General features: G+C 62.7%; 17 protein-coding genes. 11 read left to right on the top strand and 6 right to left on the bottom strand.

The genetic code is table 11. The annotated features are described in order from the left end of the window. Window positions 1-254 precede the first annotated feature (254 nt). On the bottom strand, window positions 255-1,412 hold the full coding sequence (locus ACFPWW_RS22645; RefSeq protein ID WP_377313267.1) for a PA0069 family radical SAM protein: 1,158 nt from the start codon (window positions 1,410-1,412) through the stop codon (window positions 255-257). Between the two features lie 139 nt (window positions 1,413-1,551). Here ACFPWW_RS22645 and ACFPWW_RS22640 point away from each other — a divergent pair, with 139 nt between their 5' ends. Both ACFPWW_RS22640 and ACFPWW_RS22635 read left to right on the top strand, forming a co-directional pair. Continuing rightward, complete coding sequence (locus ACFPWW_RS22640; protein ID WP_377313266.1) at window positions 1,552-2,070, top strand: glycosyl transferase; 519 nt, start codon at window positions 1,552-1,554, stop codon at window positions 2,068-2,070. Window positions 2,071-2,356: 286 nt separating this feature from the next. Beyond that, window positions 2,357-2,671 (top strand): hypothetical protein, encoded by a 315-nt coding sequence (locus ACFPWW_RS22635; RefSeq protein WP_377313265.1) that lies wholly within the window; start codon window positions 2,357-2,359, stop codon window positions 2,669-2,671. 20 nt (window positions 2,672-2,691) lie between these two features. On the opposite strand, the gene moaB is transcribed toward ACFPWW_RS22635, so the two are convergent. From moaB to ACFPWW_RS22615, 4 genes are all read right to left on the bottom strand, one after another. Then, a complete protein-coding gene (gene moaB / locus ACFPWW_RS22630) occupies window positions 2,692-3,249 on the bottom strand; it encodes a molybdenum cofactor biosynthesis protein B (RefSeq protein WP_112706374.1) in 558 nt (185 codons plus the stop codon). Further along, the gene (locus ACFPWW_RS22625; protein WP_112572830.1) at window positions 3,249-4,142 is read right to left on the bottom strand and encodes a 4-(cytidine 5'-diphospho)-2-C-methyl-D-erythritol kinase; all 894 of its coding nucleotides are present in this window, start codon (window positions 4,140-4,142) and stop codon (window positions 3,249-3,251) included. Before ACFPWW_RS22625 ends, moaB begins: the two co-directional genes overlap by 1 nt. 4 nt (window positions 4,143-4,146) lie before the next feature. After that, complete coding sequence (locus ACFPWW_RS22620; protein WP_112572828.1) at window positions 4,147-5,979, bottom strand: tetratricopeptide repeat protein; 1,833 nt, start codon at window positions 5,977-5,979, stop codon at window positions 4,147-4,149. Window positions 5,980-6,177: 198 nt separating this feature from the next. Further along, window positions 6,178-7,194, bottom strand: a complete 1,017-nt coding sequence (locus ACFPWW_RS22615; protein ID WP_112706375.1) for a polyprenyl synthetase family protein — start codon at window positions 7,192-7,194, stop codon at window positions 6,178-6,180. A gap of 109 nt (window positions 7,195-7,303) precedes the next feature. Between ACFPWW_RS22615 and ACFPWW_RS22610 the strand changes: the two genes are divergently transcribed. Continuing rightward, window positions 7,304-7,531: a DUF2007 domain-containing protein gene (locus tag ACFPWW_RS22610; protein ID WP_112572824.1), complete on the top strand. Its 228-nt coding sequence runs from the start codon at window positions 7,304-7,306 to the stop codon at window positions 7,529-7,531. Between the two features lie 4 nt (window positions 7,532-7,535). Then, entirely contained in the window at window positions 7,536-8,312 is a 777-nt protein-coding gene (locus ACFPWW_RS22605) for a tRNA1(Val) (adenine(37)-N6)-methyltransferase (protein ID WP_377313264.1), read from the top strand. On the opposite strand, the gene ACFPWW_RS22600 is transcribed toward ACFPWW_RS22605, so the two are convergent. Beyond that, the gene (locus ACFPWW_RS22600) at window positions 8,309-9,652 is read right to left on the bottom strand and encodes an Nramp family divalent metal transporter (protein WP_112706377.1); all 1,344 of its coding nucleotides are present in this window, start codon (window positions 9,650-9,652) and stop codon (window positions 8,309-8,311) included. The genes ACFPWW_RS22605 and ACFPWW_RS22600 overlap by 4 nt on opposite strands. Before the next feature lie 223 nt (window positions 9,653-9,875). Here ACFPWW_RS22600 and ACFPWW_RS22595 point away from each other — a divergent pair, with 223 nt between their 5' ends. The 7 genes from ACFPWW_RS22595 to ACFPWW_RS22565 all read left to right on the top strand — a co-directional run bounded on the left by ACFPWW_RS22595 (window position 9,876) and on the right by ACFPWW_RS22565 (window position 14,678). Beyond that, window positions 9,876-10,736 carry a S49 family peptidase gene (locus ACFPWW_RS22595; protein ID WP_112706378.1) on the top strand — a complete coding sequence of 287 codons (861 nt, stop codon included), beginning with the start codon at window positions 9,876-9,878 and terminating at the stop codon, window positions 10,734-10,736. 19 nt (window positions 10,737-10,755) lie between these two features. Further along, window positions 10,756-10,947, top strand: a complete 192-nt coding sequence (locus tag ACFPWW_RS22590) for a hypothetical protein (protein ID WP_112572817.1) — start codon at window positions 10,756-10,758, stop codon at window positions 10,945-10,947. A 59-nt stretch (window positions 10,948-11,006) separates the two neighbouring features. Then, window positions 11,007-11,237, top strand: a complete 231-nt coding sequence (locus ACFPWW_RS22585; protein WP_377313263.1) for an AbrB/MazE/SpoVT family DNA-binding domain-containing protein — start codon at window positions 11,007-11,009, stop codon at window positions 11,235-11,237. After that, window positions 11,237-11,587 carry a PIN domain-containing protein gene (locus tag ACFPWW_RS22580; protein ID WP_377313262.1) on the top strand — a complete coding sequence of 117 codons (351 nt, stop codon included), beginning with the start codon at window positions 11,237-11,239 and terminating at the stop codon, window positions 11,585-11,587. The genes ACFPWW_RS22585 and ACFPWW_RS22580 overlap by 1 nt, the downstream gene beginning before the upstream one ends. A gap of 123 nt (window positions 11,588-11,710) precedes the next feature. Then, window positions 11,711-12,670 (top strand): glycine--tRNA ligase subunit alpha, encoded by a 960-nt coding sequence (locus tag ACFPWW_RS22575; protein WP_377313261.1) that lies wholly within the window; start codon window positions 11,711-11,713, stop codon window positions 12,668-12,670. Between the two features lie 101 nt (window positions 12,671-12,771). Continuing rightward, a complete protein-coding gene (locus ACFPWW_RS22570; protein WP_112572813.1) occupies window positions 12,772-13,323 on the top strand; it encodes a LemA family protein in 552 nt (183 codons plus the stop codon). Window positions 13,324-13,406: 83 nt separating this feature from the next. Further along, window positions 13,407-14,678 (top strand): 3-phosphoshikimate 1-carboxyvinyltransferase, encoded by a 1,272-nt coding sequence (locus ACFPWW_RS22565; protein ID WP_112572811.1) that lies wholly within the window; start codon window positions 13,407-13,409, stop codon window positions 14,676-14,678. Window positions 14,679-14,696 lie beyond the last annotated feature (18 nt).

Genomic DNA, 14,696 nt, shown 5'->3' with positions numbered 1-14,696 from the left:
ATGGTGCGGTCAGGGCCATCCGCGGGAATTGCGCAAGGCAGAAGACGCAGGGCAGGTCTTCTTCACGCCTTACGCAAGCTCACAAGCAATTCCAGCAAAAGTGCGCAGCGGTTTTGCGCCCGGAATTGCGTACTCAAACAAGCAATTCCAGCAAAAGTGCGCAGCGGTTTTGCGTCCGGAATTGCGTAAACAGACAAGCAATTCCAGCAAAAGTGCGTAACCGCCTTTGTCCGGAACGACCTGAAAACAATCAGTCAAAGCAGCGACAACTGCACGCCGCTGCCGCCGGGCGGCACGAAGAGGTCGTCGCGCAGGGCAAGGCCCCGGCGCGTCAGCCCCAGCCGCTTTGCCGCCATCTCGAAGCGGCGGGCGATCTGCCAGGCATAAGGCCCCGCACCCTTCATGCGCTTGCCGAATTCGGCATCGTAATCCTTGCCGCCGCGCATCGAGCGCACCAGCGACATGACATGGCGATAACGATCGGGATAGTTCTGCAGCAGCCAGTCGCGAAAGAGCGGGCTGACCTCCAGCGGCAGCCGCAGCAGCACATAGCTTGCCTCTTCGGCACCCGCAGCCTTGGCGGCCTCGAGGATGCGCTCCAGCTCGTGATCGTTGAGCGCAGGAATAATCGGCGCCGCCATGACCGTTGTGCGAATGCCGGCCTCGGAAAGCCCGCGGATCGCCTCCAGCCTGCGCGTCGGGGTCGAGGCCCGCGGCTCCATGAGGCGCGCGAGTTTCCGGTCGAGCGTCGTCACCGAAATGCCGACACGAACGAGGTTCCTCGCCGCCATCTCCGTGAGGATATCGAGATCGCGCAGGATCATTGCCGATTTGGTGACGATCGCAACCGGGTGGTTGGCCTTGTTCAGCACCTCAAGCAGTTGCCGCATGACGCGCCACTCCTTCTCGATCGGCTGGTAGGGGTCGGTATTGGTGCCGATCGCGATGACGCGCACCTTGTAGCCGGGCTTGGCAAGCTCGCGCTCCAGAAGCTTCGGCGCATCCGGCTTGGCAAAAAGCTTGCTTTCGAAATCGAGCCCCGCCGACAGCCCCATATAGGCATGGGTCGGCCGGGCAAAACAGTAGATGCAGCCATGCTCGCAGCCGCGATAGGGATTGATCGAGCGGTCGAAGGAGAGATCGGGAGACTCGTTGCGGGTAATGGCCGTGCGCGGCTTCTCGATCTGCACGTCCGTCTTGAAAGGCGGCAGTTCCTCGAGCGTCTGCCAGCCGTCGTCGAAGGTCTCACGCTGCGTCGGCTCGAAGCGGCCGCTCGGGTTCAGTCCCGCGCCGCGGCCGCGCCGCCGGTCGACTTCTATGCGCAGCCCCGAGGCCGCGATCATCGCGTCGGCAATATCTGCCGTATTGGCAGGCGCAAATGCGGCCTGCCCTGCAAGGGACTGTGGTCTCATCGGATTCTCCAGCGGCGGAAGAGGCTCGATCCCGCTCGGTTCGATGATTAAATTCCTATCCGCAAAACCAGAACATTGCAAGAACAAAATAAGGAAAGTGGCGCTGGCAAAATTTTGAGCGACGCTCTATAAACAGGCAATGTTGACCGTTGTTCTCGAATGCCAGGATCAGGAACCTGAACTGGCCCAGACTTTATCCGCACTGGTGGCAGGCGCCGTGGAAGGTCTCGTCAGCGATGTGGTCGTGCTCGATCACGGCTCGCGCGACGGCACCGCGCGGGTGGCGGATGCTGCCGGCTGCCGGTTCCATTCGCAATGGGATATCAAGGACATCATCCGGTCCGCCCGCGGCGAATGGCTGCTTTTCGTCGAGCCGGGGGCAAGGCCGCAGGCGGGCTGGATCGACGAGGTCTCGGAATATGTGGCCTTGAACAAGGTCCCCGCGCGCTTTACCGCCTCGCGCGGCTATCGGCGCCCCTTTCTCCAGCGCGTCGGCCGCACAAGGCCGCCCCTGGAACTCGGCCTGCTCATGCCGAAGAAACTCGCCATTTCGGCGGCCAAGAGCGGCATGCGCCTTGCCGAATTCGTCAAGGCACAGAAGCCGCGCCAGCTCTCCAGCGAATTGATTCCCTCCTGGGTCGCCCGCGCCGCGCGCTAAGGCATTTCCGGCGAAAACGGAGTGGCCTTCAATGCTTGGCTCATTGTTTTCTCTGCAATTCCGAACGCAAAACCGGTTCCCGCTTTTGCTGGAATTGATCTAGCGGCCGCATCGTTCGGCGACACTGCGCAAAGATGGCGCCCAATCAAATTTCGCGCTATAATTGGCCATGGCGCCGTCGAAGCGCCGTGCTTCGCAGCGGATCGCCATGGAATGCCGGTGAACGGCAGAACAGGTCGGCGAAAATCTCCTCTTCTGCCGGGTTTCCGGCGAAAGGAGGTGCGTCATGCTACGCAATATGGTTCACGGTCTGCTGGCCGTCCTGTTGTCGACATTGGTGATCGCGCATCCGCATCCGGCAGCATCGCAGATGTTGCGCAGTTGCGCAGGCCGATCCGAGATCGTCAAATTCCTGGACAGCAACTTTGCTGAAAAGCTCACGGCAGTCGGACTGATCAACCAGAACGCCATTCTTGAGGTTTATGCCGCCAAGAGTGGCACCTGGACGCTCATCGTCACCAATGTCAACGGCGTAAGCTGCGTGCTGTTGTCCGGTGAGAGCTGGGAAACGATGCCCACCCTGCCGGGCCTTGCGACATAGGCAATGCCGCTGACGCGGTTTCACATCTGTTTCGTCGCGCCGCGTTTGAGGTGCTCGTCCAGCCGCGGCATGATCTCCACGAAATTGCAGGGCATGTGACGATAGTCGAGCTGCGCCTTTAAAATGCCGTCCCATGCATCCTTGCAGGCACCGGGCGAGCCCGGCAGCACGAAGACGAAGGTAGCGTTGACGATGCCTGCCGTCGCGCGCGACTGGATCGTCGAGGTGCCGATCTTGTCGTAGGAAATGCGGTGGAACACGGCCGAAAACCCGTCCATCCGCTTTTCGAAGAGCGGCTCCAGTGCGTCAGGCGTCACGTCGCGGCCGGTAAAGCCGGTCCCGCCGGTGGTGATGACGACGTCGATCTCCTTGGCTTCCGTCCAGGCGCGCACGCGTGCGGCGATCCTCTCGCGGTCGTCGGGCACGATGTCGCGGTCGATCAGCTGATGTCCCGCCTCGGCAATCCGGGCTGCCAGCGTATCGCCGGATTTGTCGTCTTCCCGCGTGCGTGTGTCCGAAACGGTCAGAACCGCGATGCCGAGCGGTATAAACGCTCGTTTTTCGTCCAGGCCTGCCATCATGCACCTCCAGCAAACGTCTCCGTCGCCTGGAAATACCAGTCCGGGCGGGCGGCGTGAAGACGCTCGGCGGCACGCAGCGCAGCAACGGGCGTCTCGAAAATGCCGAAGCACGTCGCGCCGGAGCCGGACATGCGGGTGAATTGCGCGCCTTCCGCCGCGAGCATGTTGGAAATCTCGCCGATTTCCGGCACCAGCTCGCGCGCCGGTGGTTCGAGATCGTTACGTGTCGCCCGGATGACTTCCATCCAGTGCGGCGTCTTCATCAGGACCAGCGGAGGATTGTTCTTGGTGGCGAGCCGCCGGAAAATCTCGGGCGTCGAAACGCCCTTCAGCGGATTGGCGAGCACCATGGCGAAGGAGGGCAGGGCATCGGCCGCCTCTATCTCCTCGCCGATACCGCGGGCGATCAGCGGCGTGCTTTTCAGGCACATCGGCACGTCCGCCCCAAGCTTCAGCGCAAGCGCGGCAAGGGTCTCGGCGGCAAGTGTTACGCCCCACAGGCGCATCAGTCCGCGCAGCGTCGCTGCCGCATCGGCAGAGCCGCCCCCGATGCCTGAAGCAACCGGCAAATTCTTTTCCAGATGGATGCGTACGGCTGGCGCTCCGCCTGCCGCCTCGCGCAGCAGGTCGCGCGCCTTCAGCACCAGATTGGTGCCGGGATCGTCGGCCAGCACATCGGCGAACTGGCCGGAAATCGTGAAATCGTCGGCATCGGCAGGTGCAAAGCCCAGCCGGTCGCCGTGGCGGGCAAAAGTCACCAGCATTTCGAGAAGGTGATAGCCGTCCGGCCTCTGGCCCGTCACATGCAGGGCCAGATTGATTTTTGCGCAGGCGTCCTCGGTAACGGCGAAGTCGCCGGCCCCGAAAAGGGAAATGCCCGTTTCAGGCATAGAATCAGGATTTCTTGTCGACCGGCGGCGGCGTCACCGGCTGCGGGTCCGGCTGCTTCTTGTCGACGGTCTTGGCATCATCGTCCTGCGCCGGCAGGCCGTTGGCGACCTTTTCCTTGATCTTCGGGATCTCGGATGCCTCGGGCTCGGAGGCGAGCGCCCGGTTCCACTGATAGACGGCTTCCAGCTTGCGGCCGACACGCCAGTAGGCGTCGCCGAGATGGTCGTTGATCGTCGCATCGCCGGCCTTGATCTGGGCCGCGCGCTCCAGCTCGTCGACGGCATCGTCGTAGCGGTTGAGGCGGAAATAGGCCCAGCCGAGCGAGTCGATGATGTAGCCGTCGTCGGGACGCAGCTCGACGGCCTTCTTGATCATCTCAAGGCCTTCGTCGAGATTGCGGTTCATGTCGATCCAGGAATAGCCGAGATAGTTCAGAACCTGCGGCTGGTCGGGATTGAGGTCGAGCGCCTTGCGGAAATTCGGCTCCGCCTGGTCCCACTTCTTCAGCCGCTCATAGGCGATGCCGCGCTGGAAGAAGACGCTCCAGTCGGCACGGCCGGGGAACGGGCCGATGATCTCGACGGCCTTGTCGTAATTGTCGGCCATCGCCTGATAGTCCTTGGCGTCGGACAGAACGCTGCCATAGGCGAGGTAACTTCTGATGTCCTTCGGGTCGGAGGCGATCAGCGCCTGCAGATGCTTGCGGGCCTCCTCCACCTTGCCGCCCTGCGCAAGCGCAAGACCCAGCTGCAGTTCGGAAATGCGGCGCATCGGCGAATTGGCCGGCACCTTCTGGTAAAGCGCAATCGCCCGGTCCATCTGGTTCTGCTTTTCGGCAATACCGCCGAGCAGCACCAGCGTATCGGCGCTGTTCGGATCGAGCGCATTGGCCGTCTGCAGATAGAGCGAGACGATATCTTCCGCGCCGTCGCGGTTCAGCGCGCCGCCGACCGAAAACAGCACCCCGGCCGCACCCTCTTCGGCGCTCTTGACCTGCTGTTCCTGCTTCTCGCCCTTTTCGATACTGTCGCGCAGCGCGTTCAGCGGCGCATAGTTCGGCAGCAGGTTGTCGCCGACCGAGACGGCGTCGAGCGCCTTCTGCTTGTTGCCCTGCGAGGCTTCGAGACGGGCGAGCGCCATGATGGCGCGCATGAACGTATCGGGAGCGGTGGCGCCGCCTTCCTTGTCCAGCACGGCATCGTTCAGGTGCTGGCGGGCGGATTTGATGTCGCCGTTGACGATGGCGATCGCACCGGCATTGTAGTTCCGGAAGATGCGGACCCAATCCGGTCCCTTCATCTTCTCGACCATGGCAAGCCCTTCCTTGCCGCGGCCGGCGCCGACGCGCGCCCAGGCGAGCAGGAGGTCGTTCATCATGCGGTCGAGATCGTTCGGCCCGTCATATTTCAGGATCGATTCCGCCGTCTTGAAGTCGCCGCGGCGCATCGCGTCCATGCCGCGCACGATCGTGGTGATACGCTCGACGGTCGGGTCGCCCTTCAGGTCGTTGGCATATTTCACGCCGTCCTTGATATCGCCGTTGAGCAGCAGCGAGATCATCAGGCGCTGGCGGATTTCCGGATTGCCCGGCTCGATCTGCAGGGCCTTCTTGTAGAGCTCGATCGCCGTCGGGTAGTCGTGGTCCACATCGGCCGTGCGGGCAGCGAGGAAAGCGCCGGAGAAGGTGGAAACGCTGTCCGGATCGAAAGTCACGGCCGGGGCGGCATCGTCTGCCTTGACCGCGTCTTCGGCATTCACGCCGCCAATACCGCCGAGCGAAAGGACCGCCGCCAGGGCTGCGCTCGAAAGGAGACGGGTGACAAATCTCTGCCGCATTAGAAAACCTTTCTTCAGGGACGACCGACTCGATGGGCCGACCGCAAAATCAGTTGAAAACACTGATTCACAACAGGATGGCTTTTTTGAAGCGCCCCTGCAAGAAATTCAGCCCTCGTTCAAGGACGTTTGATTGTGCCGCCGCACGAAACGTGCAGCTGCATTGCGGCGGCGCGACAGGTCATGCGCAGGCACGCCTCAGTTCACACGCTCGATGCAGAAGTCGATGACTTCCATCAGCGCCGATTTCCAGGCGCTGTCCGGCAGCGGCGCAAGCGCATCGCGGGCAATCGTGCCGTAATGGACCGCCCGCTGGATCGTGTCGTTCAGCGTGCCGTATTTGGTGATGAGGCCGAGCGCCTTTTCCAGATTGGCGTCGCTGCTGTTGCCGCCCTCGATCGCATCGCGCCAGAAGGCGCGCTCTTCCTGCGTACCGCGGCGATAGGCGAGGATGATCGGCAGCGTGATCTTGCCCTCACGGAAATCGTCGCCGACATTCTTGCCGAGATCGGCAGCCTTGCCGCCGTAATCGAGCGCGTCGTCGACGAGCTGGAAGGCGAGGCCGAGATTCATGCCGTAGGACTTCAGCGCGTTGCGGCCGGATTTGCCGGTTTCCGCGACGATCGGGCCGACTTCGGCGGCGGCGGCAAAGAGGGCCGCCGTCTTGGCGCGGATGACCGAGAGGTAGTCGTCCTCGGTCGTTTCCATGTTCTTGGCGACCGACAGCTGCAGGACCTCGCCCTCGGCGATGACGCAGGCCGCGGAGGAAAGCACGTCGAGCGCTTCCAGCGAGCCGACTTCGACCATCATGCGGAAGGCCTGGCCGAGCAGGAAGTCGCCGACGAGAACGCTTGCCTGGTTGCCCCAGATCGTGCGTGCCGTCGACTTGCCGCGGCGCAGGTCGCTTTCGTCCACCACGTCGTCATGCAGAAGCGTTGCCGTGTGCATGAACTCGACCGACGTGGCGAGCTTGATATGGTTTTCGCCCCTGTAGCCGAACAACGAGGCCGCCGCGAGCGTCAGCATCGGCCGCAGGCGCTTGCCGCCGGAGGAGATGAGATGGTTCGCCACCTCCGGGATCATCTGCACGTCCGAGCCGGCCTTGGAAAGGATAAGCTGGTTCACCCGCTCCATGTCGGCCCTGGTGAGGTCCACCAGCGGCTTGATGGAAGCCAGTTTGTTTTTGTTTTCTTCTAGCGGTATGACCACGCCCAACGACCCGGACTCCTGTTCATTCGTTGTCTTTGACAATAGAAAGGGGCGATGGAGGCGGCAAGGGGTGAATTGTCGCTGCCAGCAGATTCGGAAGGGAAAACGACGGCAAATGCATGAGCTTATCCGCGCAAACGATCCCGTTCTGCTCTCCTTTGCCGAGAGCCTCATGAAGGATGCGGGAATTGCCTGCTTCATCGCCGATCAGGGCATGAGCGTGCTGGAAGGTTCGCTCGGCATGTTGCCGCGCCGGCTGCTGGTCGACGAGGAGATGGCCGATCAGGCCCGCCGCATCCTGACCGATGCCGGTCTCGGCGGCGAGCTGCGCGAGCGGAAGTGAAGATATGACCGGGGCGGTAACGGATACGATAGACGCCTTTCATCGCGGCCTTTTCCATATCGTCCAGCCGAAGGGAAGGGGCCACCGCGCCGGCATGGACGCCATGCTGCTTGCCGCCCTCGTTGCCGACGATCGGCCGGTCAGGGTGGCCGACCTCGGTGCCGGCGCAGGCGCTGCCGGCCTTGCCGTCGCCTCCCGACTTCCGAAAGCCGAAGTCGTGCTCTTCGAGCGCTCGGCGGAGATGGTCGATTACGCCCGCCGCAGCATCGAGCTTTCCGACAATGCCCATATGGCCGGCCGCGTCTCGGTTGTCGAAGCCGATGTGACGCTGACCGCCAAAGCGCGCAACGACGCGGGCCTGACCGACGAAAGCTTCGATCACGTTATTATGAACCCGCCCTTCAACGATGCCGGCGACCGCCGGACACCGGATGCGCTGAAGGCCGAAGCCCATGCCATGACCGATGGTCTGTTCGAAAGCTGGATCCGCACGGCCGGCGCCATCATGATCCCGGGCGGCCAGCTTTCGCTGATCGCGAGGCCGCAATCGATCGCCGAGATCATCGACGCCTGCGGCCGGCGCTTCGGCGGCATCGAGATCACCGCCGTCCATCCGCGCGAAGGGGAAAATGCCGTCCGTATTCTGGTGACGGCGATCAAGGGGTCGCGGGCGCGGCTGTCGCTGCGTGCACCCCTTATCATGCACGAAGAGGGGAGCCACAAGTTCTCCCCTCTCGTCGATGATTTCAACAATGGCCGTGCGGCGTATCGTCGCCTCTAACCCCCGGTCACGAAGTCCAGGAGCAGCTTGACGTTCAGCCCGGCGATCACGACAGCGATCACATAGGCGATGGCGCTCAGCCATTTCGGCGCGACCAGCTCTCCCATCTTCGCCCTGCTCGCCGTGAACATGACGAGCGGGAAGACGGCGAAGGAAAGCTGCAGGCTCAGCACCACCTGGGTCAGGATCAGCAGTTCGGCCGTGCCCTGGTCGCCGTACCAGATCGTCACGAAGGCGGCGGGAACGATGGCGATGGCGCGGGTGATCAGGCGACGAACCCACGGCTTCAGACGGATCTTCAGGAAGCCTTCCATGACGATCTGCCCGGCAAGCGTGGCCGTAACCGTCGAATTCAGGCCGCAGCAGAGCAGCGCGATGCCGAAGAGCGTGGGCGCAATGGCAAGGCCGAGCAGCGGCGACAGCAGCGAGTGCGCCTCGCCCAGTTCCACGATATCCGTCCGGCCGTTGGCATTGAAGGCCGCCGCGGCAAGGATCAGGATCGAAGCGTTGATCAGAAGAGCGAAGCAGAGCGCCACGGTGGAATCGATCGTCGCAAAGGTCAGCGCCTCCTTCTTCTCCGGCACGGTATGGCCGTAGGAGCGCGTCTGCACGATGCCGGAATGAAGGTAGAGATTGTGCGGCATCACCGTCGCGCCGAGAATGCCGAGCGCCAGATAGAGCATTTCCGGATTGGTGACGACTTCGGGCGTGGGCAGGAAGCCCTTGATGACGGCGCCCCATTGCGGGTCGGCAAGGAAAATCTGGACCGCAAAGCAGATCGCGATGACGCCGAGAAGCGTGATGATGAAGGCCTCGATCCAGCGGAAGCCGAGCCTCTGCAGCAGCAGGATGAGGAACACGTCGAGCGCGGTGATCAGCACGCCGATTTCGAGCGGGATGCCGAAAAGCAGGTTGAGGCCGATCGCCGTGCCGATCACCTCGGCAATATCGGTGGCGATGATGGCGATTTCCGCAAAGGCCCAGAGCGGCACGGCGACAAAAGGCGGGTAGGCGTCGCGGCAGGCCTGCGCCAGGTCGCGGCCCGAGCCGATCGCCAGACGCGCGCAAAGCGATTGCAGCACAATCGCCATCAGGTTCGAAAGCAGTGCGACGGTCAGCAGCGCATAGCCGAATTTCGATCCGCCGGCGAGCGAAGTCGCCCAGTTGCCGGGGTCCATATAGCCGACCGCCACCATGTAGCCGGGGCCGAGGAAGGCTGCCGCGCGCCGCCACGGGGAGCTGTGCCGTCCAAGGCCAATCGTACGATAGACGTCGGAGAGCGAAGCCTCCTCGCGCTCGGTGCGCCAGCCGCCCTTTGCATTCGGATTCAGAATGTCCATGCCATTTTCACCTGTTGAGCCATGCCGGCACTATGCCTGATTAGAATGATAATGCAAGTCATTCGCAACAAGAAAATCGAGAAGCGATGTTTTGGCCCTGCGGGCCATTGCGTTTGCCGTTGCAGCGCATACATGCAATGCCCTTGTAATGTGCGTATGCATGCTGGCGCCGCCTGTCATGACGCCGGTTGTGGTGGGTGCCGATTGTGGTGAAGGAAGAGAAATGGCCGGATTTTTGAGAAAGCTGATGCCGAAGCGGTTTCGCAGGGATGGGATCGTCATCCCCGTCGTCAGGCTGCAGGGCGCGATCATCAGCGGCGGCGGCCAGTTCCGCCCGACCCTCAATCTCGCCAATGTCGCGCCGGTGCTGGAAAAAGCCTTCTCGATGAAGGATGCGCCGGCCGTTGCCATTGCTATCAACTCGCCGGGCGGCTCGCCCGTCCAGTCGCGCCTCATCTTCACCCGCATCCGCGAGCTGGCGCGGGAAAAGCAGAAGAAGGTGCTGGTCTTCGTGGAGGATGTAGCAGCTTCGGGCGGCTATATGATCGCGCTCGCCGGCGACGAGATCATCGCCGACCCCACCTCCATCGTCGGCTCGATCGGCGTTGTCTCCGGCGGCTTCGGCTTTCCCGAGCTTCTGAAGAAGATCGGCGTCGAGCGCCGCGTCTATACGGCGGGCGAAAACAAGGTGATCCTCGATCCCTTCCAGCCGGAGAAGGAAAAGGATATCGAATATCTGAAGAGCCTGCAGCTCGAGATCCACCAGGTCTTCATCTCCATGGTGCGCGAGCGCCGCGCCGGCAAGCTGACGGACGATGCGACCGTCTTCTCCGGCCTCTTCTGGAGCGGCACGCGCGGCCTGGAACTCGGCCTGATCGACGGCCTCGGCGACATGCGCCAGGAACTGAAGAAACGTTACGGCCAGAAGACGAAGCTGCAGCTGGTCACGGCCGCCCGCGGCCTGCTCGGCCGCCGCATTCCCGGCGTGTCGCCGGTTTCGCTCGAAAGTGCGGCATCCGGTCTTGCATCGGGGCTTGTCGAAGCGGCCGAGGAGAGAGCATTGTGGAGCCGCTACGGGCTTTGACGGGAGGAGCGAGGGGGACATGGCACAACTTATCACGTTACTGATCCTCGTCTGCGCGGCCTGGTGGCTCTACCGCCGCTTCGTCTCCGACGCGCAGAAGCTTGCCGAGCGCTCGCGCCGCGCCCGCAAAGAGCATCAGACGGGCGCAATCGGCACGCTGGTGAAGGATCCGGCGACGGGGGAGTATCGTCTCAAGCGGGAAGACGAATAGAAGCTTCCTTGGAAAAGGCATGATGATATACAAAAATAGAAGTATATCACGAGGCGGCCATGCAAGTCGCAAAATGGGGAAATAGCCTGGCAGTCCGTATCCCTGCAAAAGTTGCCGATGCTCTGGGGCTGAAGGAAGGCGACGATGTCGTCGTGCGGATCGCCGAGGATAATGCCTTTGAAAAAAAGAAGGACGATAGTCGCGAAAGGGCGCTGGAAAGGATTAGAAGCTCCAGGCGCAACCTGCCGTCGGATTGGACGTTTGATCGCGACGAAGCAAACGCTCGCTGATGCCCTTTATAGACACAACCATCGTCGTCTATGCGTTCAGCGATGACGCCCGATCGGATAAGGCGCAAGCATTGCTCGCCGCTTCGCCGGTCATCAGCGCTCAGGTGCTGAACGAGTTTGCCAATATCGGCCGCAAGAAGCTGGCTATGTCGTGGCCCGACATTCGGGAGGCGGTGGGAAGCATTCTGATATTGGCATCAGCCGTCGTGGCGCTGGATGACGATCTCACCATCGCCGCGCTCGATCTTGCTGACCGTTATCGCTTTTCATTCCATGACGCCCTGATTGTTGCTGCCGCTCTGAGGGCGGTTGCGACCAGCTCTATTCCGAAGGCATGCAGGCCGGATTGATCGTCGAAAAGCAGCTGACGAGCGTCAACCCGTTTCTGTAGCGTGCTCCGACGGCGGCCCTTGACCCCTGCGGCCCACCGTGGCACCTGTCGCGCTCATACTTCAAGCAATCGGTGCCATCCCATGTCCGCGACCATTCCAGACCATATGAACCCCAAGCGCTCGTTCCAGGCGCTGATCCTGACCCTGCATAACTACTGGGCGGACAAGGGCTGTGCGGTTCTGCAGCCCTACGACATGGAAGTCGGCGCCGGCACATTCCACCCGGCCACGACGCTGCGCGCCCTCGGCCCGAAGCCGTGGAAGGCCGCCTATGTGCAGCCTTCCCGCCGCCCCTCCGACGGCCGCTACGGCGAAAACCCCAACCGCCTGCAGCACTATTACCAGTATCAGGTCATCCTGAAGCCGAATCCGCCGAACCTGCAGGAACTCTATCTCGGCTCGCTCGCCGCCATCGGCCTCGATCCCCTGCTGCACGATATCCGTTTCGTCGAGGACGACTGGGAAAGCCCGACGCTCGGCGCCTGGGGCCTTGGCTGGGAATGCTGGTGCGACGGCATGGAAGTCTCGCAGTTCACCTATTTCCAGCAGATCTGCGGCATCGAATGCTCCCCCGTTGCGGGCGAACTGACCTATGGCCTCGAGCGCCTCGCCATGTATGTGCAGGGCGTCGACAATGTCTACGACCTGAACTTCAACGGCCGCGACGGCGACGAGAAGATCAGCTACGGCGACGTCTTCCTGCAGGCCGAGCAGGAATATTCCCGCCACAATTTCGAATTCGCCAACACCGAGATGCTGCATCGTCACTTCATCGATGCCGAGAAGGAATGCCAGGCGCTGCTTGCCGCCGGCGCACCGGGCGACAACGCCAACCAGCGCCTGCACAAATGCGTCTTCCCGGCCTACGACCAGTGCATCAAGGCCAGCCACGTCTTCAACCTGCTCGACGCCCGCGGCTTGATTTCCGTCACCGAGCGCCAGAGCTACATCCTGCGTGTGCGCACGCTCGCCAAGGCCTGCGGCGAAGCGTTTCTGCTGACGGATGCGGGTGGTTTTGACCTTGTGAACGCCGCAGCCTGAGCTGCCGTGGCGCGATGGAAGGTCGCGCCACACTCCCCGTTTGACGATATCTGCCAAACCTGCGTAGTCTCCGGCCACATTGGCTTTTCGGGGGATTCGCGATGTATATCGCTCTTGGCGTCATCGTTCTGATCGCACTCTACGTCATCTTCATCTATAACGGCCTCGTCCGTTCCCGGCAGATGGCCGAGGAGGCCTGGTCCGGCATCGATGTGCAGCTGAAGCGGCGCGCCGATCTGATCCCGAACCTGATTGAGACGGTCAAGGGCTACGCCGCTCACGAAAAGACGACGCTGGAAGAGGTGGTCGAGCTGCGCAACAGGGCGCAGGCCGTTCCCGCCGGCGATGTCGCCGGCAGGGCGCAGGCGGAGGGCCTGCTCGGCCAGGCGCTTGGCCGGCTGATGGCGCTGGCCGAAGCCTATCCCGATCTGAAGGCCAACCAGAATTTCTCCGAGCTGCAGGCCTCGCTGGAGACGATGGAAAGCGAAATCCAGATGGCGCGCCGCTATTATAACGGCGCTGCCCGCGATCTGAACGTCAAGGTCGAGAGCTTTCCCTCGAACCTCGTCGCCGGCCAGTTCGGCTTTGCCAAGCGCGAATATTTCGAAATCACCAACGAGGCCGACCGCGCCGTTCCATCAGTCAAGTTCTGACCTTTGTCTTTGCGCAAAAGCTGCTATGAGCAGTCCGACAAGGCCGCTCGCGGCCGCTGCAATGGACGGAAGAGACAAGCGCAATGAGTAAAGCCAAGCTCACCATCATCCCGCCGGGCAAACCGCTCACCGGTCGTGCCGTGGTCCCGGGCTCCAAGTCGATCACCAACCGCGCCCTGCTGCTCGCAGGCCTTGCCAAGGGGACGAGCCGGCTGACCGGCGCTTTGAAGAGCGACGACACGAAATATATGGCCGAGGCGCTTCGGGCCATGGGCGTGCAGATCGACGAGCCCGACGACACCACCTTCGTGGTGACCGGCAGCGGCAAGCTGCATCAGCCGAAGGCGCCGCTCTTCCTCGGCAATGCCGGCACGGCGACGCGCTTCCTGACGGCGGCCGTCGCCTCCGTCGAAGGCACTGTCGTCGTCGATGGCGACGAGCATATGCGCAAGCGCCCGATCGGCCCGCTGGTCGCTGCGCTGAAGTCCCTGGGGCTGGACGCCGAGGCACCGACCGGCTGCCCGCCGGTGACGGTGCGCGGCAACGGGCATTTCGCCTCCGGCCGCGTCGAGATCGATGCCGGCCTGTCCAGCCAGTATGTCTCCGCGCTCCTGATGGCCGCACCGCTCGCCAATCCGGGCGCCAACGCGCCTGTCACGATCGCGCTTGCCGGCACCGATATCGGCGCTCGCGGATATGTCGATCTCACCCTTGCCGCCATGCAAGCCTTCGGCGCCAAGGTGGAACAGCTCGACGCCGCGACCTGGCGCGTCCAGCCGACCGGCTATACCGCAGCCGATTTCGTCATCGAGCCGGATGCGTCGGCGGCGACCTATCTCTGGGCGGCCGAGGTGTTGAGCGGCGGCAGGATCGATCTCGGCGTGGCGAACGATGCCTTCACCCAGCCCGATGCCAAGGCCTACGAGACGATCGCCCGGTTCCCGCACCTGCCGGCCGAAATAGACGGTTCGCAGATGCAGGACGCCATCCCGACGATCGCCGTTCTCGCCGCTTTCAACGAGACGCCGGTCCGCTTCGTCGGCATCGCCAACCTGCGCGTCAAGGAATGCGACCGCATCCGTGCGCTGTCGACCGGGCTCAACAATATTCGTGAAGGCCTGGCGGTCGAGGAGGGTGACGATCTGATCGTCCATTCCGATCCTGCTCTTTCCGGCCAGACGCTGCCGGCCGATATCGACACTTTTGCCGATCACCGCATCGCCATGAGCTTTGCGCTGGCCGGCCTGAAGATCAACGGCATCACCATTCTCGACCCCGATTGCGTCGGCAAGACCTTCCCGGCTTACTGGCGCACGCTGGCGGGGCTGGGGCTTGCCTACAAAGACGAGGCCTGAGCACGGTCAGGGCTGAAC

The sequence above is a fragment of the Rhizobium sp. GCM10022189 genome, assembly GCF_042656325.1.
Taxonomy (GTDB): Bacteria; Pseudomonadota; Alphaproteobacteria; order Rhizobiales; family Rhizobiaceae; genus Rhizobium.
The sequence above is the reverse complement of the archived record's forward strand: the minus strand, read 5'-3'. Positions and strand labels throughout refer to the sequence as shown.